This window comes from Mycolicibacterium llatzerense, from assembly GCF_000878195.1.
GTDB lineage: Bacteria > Actinomycetota > Actinomycetes > Mycobacteriales > Mycobacteriaceae > Mycobacterium > Mycobacterium llatzerense.
The window spans coordinates 80,520-92,392 of record NZ_JXST01000016.1; the positions used below are offsets into that span (position 1 = coordinate 80,520).

Consider the following 11,873-nt stretch of genomic DNA (forward strand, 5'->3'; position numbering starts at 1 on the left):
TGCGCGTTTGCTCCCTGCGACGCACTTCATAGGTGAAGGGCGGTTGCATGATGCCCGGGAAGCGCCCCACACGATCTGCCCGCCGCTTCACCAGCGTGGCGTCGACGATCGCCGGCACGATGGTGTGCACCCTCATCGCCCTGACCGGCATCCCGGGCGACACCCCGCAGCGGGTCAGGGTGGCCGAGCGGGCCAACGTCGTCACCCTGCCGACCACCATCGGTTTCGCGGACTCCGACATCTATGGCCTGTCACAGGACGACGTGAACCGGACGTTGACCCTGATGGCCAACAACCGGGTGAACACCATCAGGTTGATGATTCCGTGGGCCGGGGTCGAGCCGCTTCTGGGCCAGCTCGACTGGAGCCTGGTCGACAAGACCGTGAATGCCGCTGCTGCCATGAACATGTCGATCATCGCGTTCGTCAACGCGACCCCGCCCTGGGCCATGTCGCAGGGCGGCCTGCCGCTGAGCAGCCGGCCGTCGGACCCCGACGCCTACGGGAACTTCATGACGAAGGTGGCCACCCGCTACAAGGGCAAGATCTCCGCGTACGAGATCTGGAACGAGCCGAACGCGGTGTTCTTCTACAGCCCGGCACCGGATCCCGCCGGCTACACCGACCTGCTGAAGGCGGCCTACCCACGGATCAAGGCCGTCGATCCGGACGCGACGGTGATCGGCGGGGTCGTCGGCGCGGTGGTGGATTTCGGCTCGTGGTCCATCAACCCCGTGCGCTTCATCGCCGGGATGTACGCCGCGGGCGCCAAGGGGAACTTCGACGCGCTGTCGTTTCACCCGTACAACTACAACCTGAAGTTCTCCGACGGCATGCTGATCGCGAATTCGCCTGTCCTGCAATTGGTTCAGATGCGCCAGGTGATGATCGACAACGGCGACGAGGAAAAGCGGATCTGGGCCACCGAGTACGGCGAGCCCACCTCGGTGGTCAACGAAACCACCCAGGCCGCCTACCTGAAGGACATCTACACCAAGTGGCAGGAGATGCCCTACACGGGCCCGCTGATGGTGTACACCACGCGCGACCGGAAGACCGGAAGCAATCAGGCGGACGCCACCGTCGGCCTCTACCGCAGCGACTGGACGCCGAAGCCCGCGGCGGCAGAACTGGCGGCGACCATCGCCGCCGGCGTGCCGAAATCACCGGAATTCCAGCGCTTTTCGCAGATCACCGACCCGGCACACGGTTCGGTCCTCAGCCCAGTGTTCAAGGCCACCAAGACGGTGTGGGCGCAGGTGCGCACGATCAACACGATCTACGAGATGCCGAGCGGCTACGTGTCGTCGCCGCGCCCGGTGGCCGACGTTGCGATGGCGCGCAACTCAGTGCCTGCGAGCCTGTTCGTCAACGGCCAACAGGACTTCTCCGGGGGCAGCCAGTTCCGGGTGTGGTGGTCGCCCGAGACCGGTGCACACTGGGCCTCGAGCGCGTTCGCGCAGGCCTGGAAGCCGCAACTGGGGCTGGCCACCATCGACGAGCGCTACGTCAACGGCACCAACCGCGTCGACTTCCAGCACGGCTACATGGTCTGGGCGCCGTGGGTGGGCGTGAAGGTCTACTACACCTGATTCTCGCCGCGCAGCAGGTCGGCCACCGCCCGGTGCGGCAACCGGTCCTGCCACCGCTGACGATTGATCTCGTACAGCTGGTTCCCGAGGTCGACCGCGGCCGGCACCTCGGTGAGCAGGCGGCGGCATTCGGCGATGAATGCGGCGTCGTCGTCCAACGGGCGCAAACCGAAGATCGGCCCGAGTGATCCGATGGCAGCGGTGGTCGCCACCGCCGGCAGCCCGATCCGGATGGTGTCGAGCAGTTTGACCCGGACTCCCCCGCCGGTGCTGATCGGCGCGATCAGGGCACGGCAGGTGCCGAGGAACGCCCCGAGGTCGTCGACAAATCCGAGGTCGCGGACCCCGTCGGGGTAGACGGGGTCGGCCGCGCCGGGTTTCTTCGCCCCGATGATGCACAGTTCGGCGCCGGCGATACCCGCCGAAATCCGCGGCCACAGTACGAGGGCCCGCAGGAACCCCTCCTGGTTGGGTGGCCAGTCGCGGGTGCCCATGAACACCAGCCGTGGCGGGGACGCCGCGACGTCGACCTGCGTGCCCGGCGGCATCGTGATGTCCATGAAGCGGGCGTCGCGGACACCGTTGTCGCGGTAGTACCCGGCTTCCTCGGCGTCGTAGGTGCTGACGCCGTCGGCCGCGCGCGCGACGCGCAGTTCGTCGCGGATCAGCCGCGGCTCCTCGATGCGGCCGAGCGCGCCGCGGGAGGCCCGCCAGACCAGCGACTCGCTCACGTTCGTGTTGACGACGAGTCGCCTCTTGCCGAAATGCTTGCTGCGGAAGAAGGATTCGGCCATGTAGCTGTGTTCGGCGACGAACACGTCGGCGTCGCTGCGGTCGATGGCTCGGACCAGCTCGTCGGTGTCGAAGCGGACATGCACCAAGCTGCGCCGGCGCCGCAGGGCGTCGATGAGCAGCCGGTGCGGGCGCACGGCCGGCTTGTGCACCCGTTCCAGCGGCAGGCCGCCGGGAATCAGGTCGGCGGTCACGGTGCCGGGTTCGGGCGACAGGGCGATGGCCGACACCTCGAAAGAGTCGGCTGCCAGCTGCATGAGCATGCGGGCCAGCGCGACGTCACCGGTGTGTTCGAGCACCGGGTCTTTCGACAGGATGAACGCGGCCTTCGGTGTGGTCATGATTCCTGGGGGTGATCGGACGGCTCGGCGGTCGGTACGGCATCGCGCGGCCGGTACACGGCCCAGGTGAACCCGGCCAGCATGATGGCGTCGGCGACGGTGGCCGCGATGGCGGCGCCCACGGCGCCGAGCGGCGTCAACGTCGCGAGGGCGGCGACCATGCCGAGCTTCACCGGCACCAGTCCGACCGCGATGGTGAGCCGGAAGACGTCGCGACGCTGCGTGTACAGGATCACCTGGAGCACGAAGATGCAGATGCGCAGCGCGGCGAAGCCGCCCATGATCATCATGGTGGTGGCCAGCTGGGTGGGCGCCCCGAAGGCGAACAGGCAGGCGCCGATGATCAGCAGCAGCGACCCGCCGAGTGCTGCCATCCGCAGGATGTTGCGCAGCGGTGGGGCCGCCGACAGGTCACCGCCACTCTCGCGCAGCGGCTCGTGGTAGGTCATGCCGAAGGACTGCCCGGCGGCCGCCACGGCCGCCGCCACCACCCACGCCAGCTGGTAGTAGCCGGCCGCCTTGGTGTCCACGAGGGTGCCGAGCAGCAGCACGTCGCCGCCCAGATACAGGGTGGTGCCGAGCATTTCACCGGTGAGCGCCGCGATCAACCGGGGCGGGCCGGGCGGTGCCGGCCGGTGACCGACGGCCAACTTGGCCCCGACCAACAGCGCCAGCACGTAGGGCGTGCAGTACAGCAGCGACGCGTGGGTGAGCGTCGGGTGCGCCGCCGTGTACAGGTACACCGCGCCGATGCCTGCGCTGGTGAACTGCCGCGCCGTGTCGAGCCGATACACCTTGTCCGGGTGTCCATCTCGCGCGGACTGGCTCTTCACCACGTTCATGGCGATCTCACCGCCGGCGACCATCAGGCCGAAGCCGATGACGTAGTTGAGGTCGAAGGTGGCCGCGCCGGCGGTGACCAGCCCCAGCGCGAGCAGGTAGCGCATGGTGCGTTCGCGAAGGAAGTGCTCTTCGGATTCCCGGATGGCCCGGACCGCGAAGGCGTTGTCGATGGTGTTGCCGACGATGCCGTTGAGGACCGTCGCCATGGCGTACAAACCGTATTCGGAGACGCCGAGGCGCTGGACGATGATCAGCGTCCACAGCAGGCCCACCCCGCGACCGCCGTAGATCCAGATCAGGGAGATGAGCGTCTTCGCCACATTTCGGCCGGGCGCTTCGGTGGCAGTCAGGTCACACGCTCACAGACGATCGGGACAGCAGGTCGGTCCACACCCGGCCGAAAGCCTCGGCGGTGCGCGGCCCGGAACAAGCTGCACGGTAGGCCTCGACGTGCCGGCCGAACTCGGCCAGCCGCTGATCGTCGTCGACCAGGGACACGATGGCCTCGGCCAATGAGGCCGCGACCTGCTCGGCGTCCTTGTCGCCGATGGGGACCACGAGGGCACCGGTCCGCTCGTCCAGTTCGGCCAGCGCGCCGTAATCGGTGCACACCACGGGCGTGCGGTACGCCATCGAGTGGGCCACCGAGCCGGACGCCGGGTAGGTCTCGGCGTAGAAATGCCGCTTGCCGTACGGAATCACCACTGCGCGCACCGAATCGAAGAACGCATCCTCGGCAGCACCGTCGACCGGGCCCACGATCTCCACCCCGGGGCCACCGGTCAGCGCCTCGGTCCCCCGGCCCGCCACCCGGATCACGATGTCATCGGGCAACTGCCGGCGAATCCGCGCGATCTGCTCAAAACCCTTGCCCCGGTACACATGCCCGAAGAAACCGACCGCCTTCGGCCGCTCGGTCAGCGGACGCAACTGCGGCCGTTCGGAGATGATGTGCGGCACGGCGGCGACGTTGGAATCGGGGTACGTGGCCTTGATGGAGTCCGCGCCGATCTGACTCAACGCGACCATCGTCCGATCACCGTTGACCATGCCCTCGACCATCCGCGACACCGGACGCAACGGGTAGTGCAAGCCGTGCATGACGAGCCGGTGCTGGGCCACGAACCGCGTCCGCGCCGGCCACCAGATGCCCTGCGGCGGATCGTGAACCGTCGCCGTCACCGGCACCCCACGCAACCCGGCAATGGACCAGAACGCCGACACCGCACCGGCCGCCAGCTCCGCGTGCACCAACACCCGCCCCGGCTTCCCGGCGGCCACCATTTCGGCGACGGCGCGCCGGTGCCCCCGCACCTGGGCCACTGTCTCGGCGCCGGGTCCCAGGGTGCGACGTTGCACGACCTCGCCGAACAGTGGCTGTACCGCGTTGACGAAGTTCTCGGCGTAGTCACCCACCGCCGTCTGGCCTTCGGCCGGCCCTACGTAGACCAGCCGGTACTCGCGTAGATCGACCGGCATCAGCAGAACAGCGGCCGGTACTTTGCGCTGTAGCCCAAGGCATCCGGATTTCGCTTGGCGAACACTTTGGCGGGGTTGCCGCCGACCACGTCGAGCGGAGCCACATCTTTGACCACCAGCGCCTGTGCGGCGACGACGGCGCCGCGGCCGATCAGGGCGGGCAGCACCATGGCCCGGCTGGCGATCCAGACGTAGTCCTCGATCACGGTCGGGATCGGGATCGGCAGGAAGTCCGGGTGATTGATGTCGTGACCACCACCGAGCAGGTGCACGTCGCTCGCGATGGTGACGTTGTCGCCGATCCACAGGCCGGCGCGCGCGTCGAGCAGGCACCGGAACCCGATGGTGGTGCCGTTGCCGATCGTCAGGAATTCGATATCGAGGATGGTGGTCCCGCGCATGATGGTCGACCACTCACCGATGGTGGCGCCGAACAGCCGCAGGAAGCCCTGGCGGATGGCGTGCGACGGGATGTGCGTGATGAACATGTTGAACAGCAGTTCACCAATTCGGTTGCGCGCCTTGCGGCGAACATCCATGGCCTGCATCTTGTAGTAAGTGACGCGACCGTCCTCGCCGAGCTCCCATTCCGGCTCGGGCGGCAATTTCAAAGTCGGCGCGGCCGCTTTCTTACGTGCCACATCTGCCGGGTCTGCCGTTGCCGGCTCGCCAATCACGTTGTTCGCTCCCGTCGTCCCGGATTCCGAGTTAACCACAGTGTTTCGGCCTCGTCAGTGCAGTCGGCCCTGGCGCGCCAGCATCTCCGACCACTTTGCGGCGTAGGCGGCGGCGACGTTCTCCGGCGAGCGTTCCTGACGGGTCCGGTCGGCGTTCACCTCCAGTTGCTTGAGCCGGATTTCGTCATTGAGTAGCGATTCGATGGCCGCGGAGAAGCCGGCCGGCAGCGCCTTCGGGTCGTCGGAGTCCATGGGCACGACGACCGCGCCGGTCTCGGTGCCGAATTCGGCCAGGGAGCCATAGTCGGTGCACACCACCGGTGTGCGGTAGGCCAGGGCGTGCGCCGCGACAGAGGACGCGGGGTAGGTCTCGGCATAGAAATGCCGCTTGCCGTACGGAATCACCACGGCCCGCACCGAATCGAAGAACGCATCCTCGGCCGCACCGTCGACCGCACCAACGATCTCCACGCCGGGGCCGCCCGGCAACGCCTCGGTCCCCCGGCCCGCCACCCGGATCACGATGTCGTCGGGCAACTCCCGGCGAATCCGCGCGATCTGCTCAAAACCCTTGCCCCGGTACACATGCCCGAAAAACCCGACCGCCTTCGGCCGCTCGATCACCGGGCGGACCTTGGGCCGCTCGCAGACGAGATAGGGGGCGTACGCCACATCGGTCTTCGGATAGGTGTCACGAATGGACTGCGCGCCGATCTGGCTCAGCGCGAACAACGTCCGATCGCCATTGACCATGCCCTCGAGCATCCGCGACACCGGACGCAACGGGTAGTGCAGCCCATGCATCACCAGCTTGTGCCGTGCCACGAACTTCGTGCGCCCCGGCCACCAGATGCCCTGCGGCGGATCGTGCACCGTCGCCGTCACCGGCACCCCACGCAATCCCGCGATCGACCAGAACGCCGACACCGCACCGGCCGCCAGCTCCGCGTGCACCAACACCCGCCCCGGCTTGCCGGCCGCAACCAGACCCGCCACCGCGCGCCGGTGCTGCAGGACTTCCCGCGCGCTGTCCGACCCCGGACCCAACGTGCGGTGCTCGACCAGCTCGCCGACGTGTGGCCGCAGCGCGCGGGTCAGGTTCTCGGCGTAGTCGCCGACCGCCGTCTCGTGATCCGCCGGCCCGACGTACACCAGGCGGTAGTCCTTCAGCGTGGCGACCGGGGTCGCGTCTGGCGCCATCAGTACCCGGCCAGCTTGTCGACCGCTTCATGCAGCCGAGCGCTGAACGCGTCCTCGGTGAACTGGGAGACGTGGTGCTTGATCTTCTCCTGGTCCCACGTCGCCGACTCGAATCGGTCCAGCGCCTCGCGAACCGAATCCGGTTGCGGTTCATCGAAATACAGGCCGGTTACACCCTCGTCGATGGTGTCGAGGAAGCCGCCGAAGCGCAGGGCGACGCTCGGCCGGCCCCACACCCCCGCCTCGATCGGGGTCAGGCCGTAGTCCTCGAAACTCGACGACATCAGTGCCCGGCAGTTCTTGTAGAGCCAGGCCATCTGACCGTCGGTGAGGTTGTGGAGCATGGTGACGTTGTCGGTCTTCATCGACCGCAGGCGGTCGGCCTCCGGACCGTTGCCGACGACCACCAGTTGCCGGTCGCTGCCCGCGAACGCCCGCACGATGACGTCGACGTTCTTGTAGGGCAGCAGTCGGCACACCACCAGGTAGAAACTGCCGTCCGGATCGCTCAGATCGACCTTGTCCTCGAGCTCTTCGACGGGCTCGACGGCGTACGACCGCGACATCGCCACCGGAGCGAACATCACCTCGGCATCGATGTCGTAGGCCTTCTTGACGTACCCGCTGATCATGGTCGAGATCGCGAGGTACTTGTCGGCGGCGAGCGCCTGCCGGCGGTCCCAGTCCAGCAACCGCTTCTTGGTGAGCTTGAGGCCCAGACTCTTGATCGGGTTCGCGTGGTCCCCGAGGTAGGCCTCGGTCTGGTACAGCCAGCGCGCCGGGTTGTAGCAGTAGACGAGCTTCTTACCGTTGGTACGGAAACCGTGCGACCAGCCGCTGCAGCTCGCCAGCACGACGTCGGCGTCGATGTACATCGACTCGGCGACTCGTGGGTAGATCGGCAGGGCGGCCCGGTGGTACTTGCGGGCCAGACCCACCTTGTTCAGCGCGGAAACCCGGATATCCAGGTCGGCAAACTCCGGATAGGTCAGCTCAGGGTCGTACAGCATCGTGTACAGCGGGGCGTCCGGGAACGCCTTGGTCATCGAGAGGACAACTTTCTCCGCGCCACCGAACTGGGTCAGATAGTCGTGGGCGAGCGCAACCTTCGGCCCGTCCACTCCGTCGTACTTGCGCGTCGAATGCACTGTTGAATATCCCCTTGCGCCGATCGGCGGATCATTTCGCGGTCGTGAAGTCAGCTACCCGAAAACAGCGGGCACGCATATCGAACCGCAAACTTACGCAAATGACAAGCTAAATGCATCGGACCTGCACAGGACCCACCCCAGACGTCGCGCACCTGCCGCCTCAGCTAAGCGCCAGCCGGTACCGCGGGTCCGCCTGTGACCGCCGGACGCCACAGCGGGAATACCCAGACTCGATGGGCCCGACCAGGCATTACCCCGCGCCGGCCCGGCCCACGCAGCCGGCGGCGCCCAGTGCCCGGTCAGCAAATGCCACGGCCTGAACGGTGTTCAACCCGAGTTACGGGCGGGACACGCGCGCGGAGTGTATATTTACCTACCAGCAAACTGCTGACGCAGGACGCGCCAGCCACGGGGGCGGAACAATCTATGAACGGTGCGCAGATGAGCGGTACACACGTGGACGTCGACTACAAGGACCTGGACACCCTGTGGCAGGGCTACGACGAGTCCGTCCGCACGCTGGCCGAGCGCGAAGGCGTCAAGGCCGTCGCCGAACTCGGTGGCGGAGCCAATCCGATCATCGGCGGCGACGACTGGAACTTCGCCGACGAGCGCGTCGTCATCGACATCTCGGCCACCGAGCTGGCCAAGGCCAACAGCCGCGTGCACACCCGCGTCGCCGATCTCTGCAAACCGATCGACAACGAGTTGAACGCATACGATCTGGTGTTCTCCAAGATGCTCTGCGAGCATCTGCCCGACGCCCGGACGTTCCATGAGAACTGCTTCAAACTCCTTCGCCCGGGCGGACTTTCGGTGCATTTCTTCCCGACGCTGTTCGCGTTCCCGTTCGTGGTCAACCTGCTGATCCCGGAGCAGGCGGCGCGCACGGTCATCAGCAAGCTGCAGCCGGGGCGCCTGCAGAACCCGCACCACGAGAAGTTCCCGGCCTACTACCGCTGGACCACCGGCCCCACCCAGAAGGCCATCAAGCGCTACGAAAGCGTGGGCTTCGAGGTCGAATCCTGGTCCGGCGCGTACGGCCACGGCTACTACCGCGTGCTGCCGCCGCTCGACGCCCTCGAGCGCGCGAAGAGCCGTTTCCTTCTTAAGCACCCGGTCCCGGCGCTCACGAGTTTCGCGGCAGTGGTCCTGCGCAAACCGGCGTGACCCGCCGAGCGGGCACCCCAACTTCACAACTTTCTTAGAGAACCGTTAACATCGTCGCCATGACGAGCGTGACCGAGCCAACGGTGGACAAGGCGATCGACATCCACACCACCGCAGGCAAGCTGGAAGACCTGCGTAGGCGTACCGAAGAGACCCTGCACCCCGTCGGCGAGGCCGCCGTGGAGAAGGTCCACCAAAAGGGCAAGCTCACCGCCCGCGAGCGCATCCTGGCGCTGCTGGACGAGGGTTCGTTCGTCGAACTCGACGCGCTGGCCAAGCACCGGAGCACCAACTTCGGCCTGGGCGACAAGCACCCGCTCGGCGACGGCGTGGTGACCGGCTACGGCACCATCGACGGCCGCGAGGTCTGCATCTTCAGCCAGGACGCCACCGTCTTCGGCGGCAGCCTCGGCGAGGTCTACGGCGAGAAGATCGTCAAGGTCCAGGAGCTGGCCATCAAGACCGGCCGCCCGCTGATCGGCATCAACGACGGCGCCGGCGCCCGCATCCAGGAGGGTGTGGTCTCGCTCGGCCTGTACAGCCGCATCTTCCGCAACAACATCCTGGCCTCAGGTGTCATCCCCCAGATTTCGCTCATCATGGGTGCCGCGGCCGGTGGCCACGTCTACTCCCCCGCGCTCACCGACTTCATCGTCATGGTCGACCAGACCAGCCAGATGTTCATCACCGGACCGGACGTCATCAAGACCGTCACCGGTGAAGAGGTCACCATGGAGGAGCTGGGCGGCGCCCACACCCATGAGGCCAAGTCCGGCACCGTGCACTACGTCGCCTCCGGCGAACAGGACGCCCTGGACTACGTCCGCGACCTGCTGAGCTACCTGCCCCCGAACAACTACGCCGAGCCGCCGCGCTTCCCCGCGCCGCCGCACCCGGGCGCCATCGAGGACAACCTCACCGACGAGGACCTCGAGCTCGACACGCTGATCCCGGATTCGCCGAACCAGCCGTACGACATGCACGAGGTCATCTCGCGCATCCTCGACGACGACGAGTTCCTCGAGATCCAGCAGGGCTACGCGCAGAACATCGTCATCGGCTTCGGCCGCATCGACGGCCGTCCGGTCGGCATCGTGGCCAACCAGCCGACCCAGTTCGCCGGCTGCCTGGACATCAACGCCTCGGAGAAGGCCGCGCGGTTCATCCGCACCTGCGACGCCTTCAACATCCCGATCATCATGCTGGTGGACGTCCCGGGCTTCCTGCCGGGCACCGAGCAGGAGTACAACGGCATCATCCGCCGCGGCGCGAAGCTGCTGTACGCCTACGGCGAGGCCACCGTCGCCAAGATCACCGTCATCACCCGTAAAGCCTACGGCGGCGCGTACTGCGTGATGGGCTCCAAGGACATGGGTTGCGACGTCAACCTGGCATGGCCGACGGCCCAGATCGCCGTCATGGGTGCCTCCGGCGCCGTCGGTTTCGTCTACCGCTCCGAGCTCAAGGCCGCCGCGGCCAACGGCGAGGACGTCGACGCCCTGCGCCTGCAGCTGCAGCAGGAGTACGAGGACACCCTGGTCAACCCGTACGTCGCGGCCGAGCGCGGCTACGTCGACGCCGTCATCCCGCCGTCGCACACCCGCGGCTACATCGCCAACTCGCTGCGACTGCTGGAGCGCAAGATCGTCCAGACGCCGCCGAAGAAGCACGGGAACATCCCACTGTGAGCGGGGCGAACGATTTGGCAGACGTGAGCGCCGACAACGTGTCCGAAGCTGAAGCCGCAGAAGCGCCTGTGGCGCCGCTGTTCCAGGTGGTCAAGGGCAACCCGTCCGACGAGGAGCTCGCTGCTCTGGTGACGGTTCTGGCCTCGGCCTCCGGCGGCGGTGCCGCCGAGGCAGGCGACCGCAACGACTGGGGCCACCCGGTCTCCAAGCTGCGGTACGCGTACACCAGCTGGCAGCTGGTGACCCTGGTGGAGCGCACCTTCATCCGTCGATGAGGCTCGTCCTCGGCTCGGCCTCCTCCGGCCGGCTCAGCGTGTTGCGCAAGGCCGGTGTCGAACCGGTCGTGCTGGCGTCCGATGTCGACGAGGACGCGATCATCGCGTCTCTCGGCGACGCCGGCCCCGGCGACGTCGTACGAGCACTGGCGACCGCCAAGGCACAGCGGGTCGCCGAATCACTCGACCCGGAGCTGTCGTCGGATTGCGTTGTGATCGGCTGCGATTCGATGCTCGAGTTCGACGGCCGACTGACCGGTAAGCCGGGCTCCCCCGATGTGGCACGGCAGCAATGGAATTCGATGGCCGGCCGCAGCGCCGTCCTGCATACCGGTCACTGCGTGCTACGCCTGACCGACGGCAACGTCTCCGCCGCGGTCAGTGAACTCGGTTCGACCACAGTGCATTTCGGCGAGCCGAGCCCCGCCGACCTGGAGGCCTACCTCGGCACCGGCGAACCGCTGTGGGTGGCGGGCGCGTTCACTCTCGACGGCCTGGGCAGCTGGTTCATCGACGGGATCGACGGCGACCCGTCCAACGTCATCGGGTTGAGCCTGCCGCTGTTGCGCCGGCTGCTGGCCCAGCTCGGAGTCTCCGTCGCCGAATTGTGGGCGACGAACAGTCCCGGACCGGCCGAATAGATTATTCCCAGAACCCACCTATCC

Annotated in this window: 11 protein-coding genes; 5 read left to right on the forward strand and 6 right to left on the reverse strand. The window is 67.1% G+C overall.

Features of this window, described 5'->3' with window-relative positions; translation table 11 throughout:
• Window positions 1–47: 47 nt before the first annotated feature.
• A complete protein-coding gene (locus TL10_RS13055) occupies window positions 48–1,592 on the forward strand; it encodes a cellulase family glycosylhydrolase (RefSeq protein WP_231575509.1) in 1,545 nt (514 codons plus the stop codon).
• Here TL10_RS13055 and TL10_RS13060 read toward each other — a convergent pair.
• Genes TL10_RS13060 through TL10_RS13085 form a run of 6 tightly spaced genes read right to left on the reverse strand, consistent with a single transcriptional unit; the run spans window position 1,583 to window position 8,072 of the window.
• Window positions 1,583–2,725, reverse strand: a complete 1,143-nt coding sequence (locus TL10_RS13060) for a glycosyltransferase (RefSeq protein ID WP_043985957.1) — start codon at window positions 2,723–2,725, stop codon at window positions 1,583–1,585. The two genes, TL10_RS13055 and TL10_RS13060, sit on opposite strands and share 10 nt — an antisense overlap.
• Window positions 2,722–3,888 (reverse strand): polysaccharide biosynthesis protein, encoded by a 1,167-nt coding sequence (locus TL10_RS13065; protein WP_051954644.1) that lies wholly within the window; start codon window positions 3,886–3,888, stop codon window positions 2,722–2,724. The genes TL10_RS13060 and TL10_RS13065 overlap by 4 nt, the downstream gene beginning before the upstream one ends.
• Before the next feature lie 31 nt (window positions 3,889–3,919).
• Complete coding sequence (locus TL10_RS13070; protein WP_043985958.1) at window positions 3,920–5,047, reverse strand: glycosyltransferase family 4 protein; 1,128 nt, start codon at window positions 5,045–5,047, stop codon at window positions 3,920–3,922.
• The gene (locus tag TL10_RS13075) at window positions 5,047–5,724 is read right to left on the reverse strand and encodes an acyltransferase (RefSeq protein WP_231575508.1); all 678 of its coding nucleotides are present in this window, start codon (window positions 5,722–5,724) and stop codon (window positions 5,047–5,049) included. The genes TL10_RS13070 and TL10_RS13075 overlap by 1 nt, the downstream gene beginning before the upstream one ends.
• A 54-nt stretch (window positions 5,725–5,778) precedes the next feature.
• Window positions 5,779–6,924, reverse strand: a complete 1,146-nt coding sequence (locus tag TL10_RS31975) for a glycosyltransferase (RefSeq protein ID WP_043985960.1) — start codon at window positions 6,922–6,924, stop codon at window positions 5,779–5,781.
• A complete protein-coding gene (locus TL10_RS13085; protein ID WP_231575507.1) occupies window positions 6,924–8,072 on the reverse strand; it encodes a glycosyltransferase in 1,149 nt (382 codons plus the stop codon). Before TL10_RS13085 ends, TL10_RS31975 begins: the two co-directional genes overlap by 1 nt.
• A gap of 444 nt (window positions 8,073–8,516) precedes the next feature.
• Here TL10_RS13085 and TL10_RS13090 point away from each other — a divergent pair, with 444 nt between their 5' ends.
• From TL10_RS13090 to TL10_RS13105, 4 genes are read left to right on the forward strand one after another with little or no spacing between them, the layout of a single operon-like run.
• Complete coding sequence (locus TL10_RS13090; protein ID WP_231575506.1) at window positions 8,517–9,245, forward strand: class I SAM-dependent methyltransferase; 729 nt, start codon at window positions 8,517–8,519, stop codon at window positions 9,243–9,245.
• Window positions 9,246–9,304: 59 nt separating this feature from the next.
• Window positions 9,305–10,933, forward strand: a complete 1,629-nt coding sequence (locus TL10_RS13095; protein WP_043392279.1) for an acyl-CoA carboxylase subunit beta — start codon at window positions 9,305–9,307, stop codon at window positions 10,931–10,933.
• Window positions 10,934–10,956: 23 nt separating this feature from the next.
• Window positions 10,957–11,208 (forward strand): acyl-CoA carboxylase subunit epsilon, encoded by a 252-nt coding sequence (locus TL10_RS13100; RefSeq protein ID WP_110789065.1) that lies wholly within the window; start codon window positions 10,957–10,959, stop codon window positions 11,206–11,208.
• Window positions 11,205–11,849, forward strand: coding sequence for a Maf family protein (locus TL10_RS13105; protein WP_043985961.1), 645 nt, complete (start codon window positions 11,205–11,207; stop codon window positions 11,847–11,849). The genes TL10_RS13100 and TL10_RS13105 overlap by 4 nt, the downstream gene beginning before the upstream one ends.
• The last annotated feature ends 24 nt before the right edge of the window (window positions 11,850–11,873 follow it).

Coding starts and splice junctions, on each gene's coding strand:
- TL10_RS13095 (WP_043392279.1), top strand. CDS start 9,305: ATGACGAGCGTGACCGAGCCAACGGTGGACAAGGCGATCGACATCCAC.
- TL10_RS13090 (WP_231575506.1), top strand. CDS start 8,517: ATGAGCGGTACACACGTGGACGTCGACTACAAGGACCTGGACACCCTG.
- TL10_RS13060 (WP_043985957.1), bottom strand. CDS start 2,725: ATGACCACACCGAAGGCCGCGTTCATCCTGTCGAAAGACCCGGTGCTC.
- TL10_RS13055 (WP_231575509.1), top strand. CDS start 48: ATGATGCCCGGGAAGCGCCCCACACGATCTGCCCGCCGCTTCACCAGC.
- TL10_RS13070 (WP_043985958.1), bottom strand. CDS start 5,047: ATGCCGGTCGATCTACGCGAGTACCGGCTGGTCTACGTAGGGCCGGCC.
- TL10_RS13105 (WP_043985961.1), top strand. CDS start 11,205: ATGAGGCTCGTCCTCGGCTCGGCCTCCTCCGGCCGGCTCAGCGTGTTG.
- TL10_RS31975 (WP_043985960.1), bottom strand. CDS start 6,924: ATGGCGCCAGACGCGACCCCGGTCGCCACGCTGAAGGACTACCGCCTG.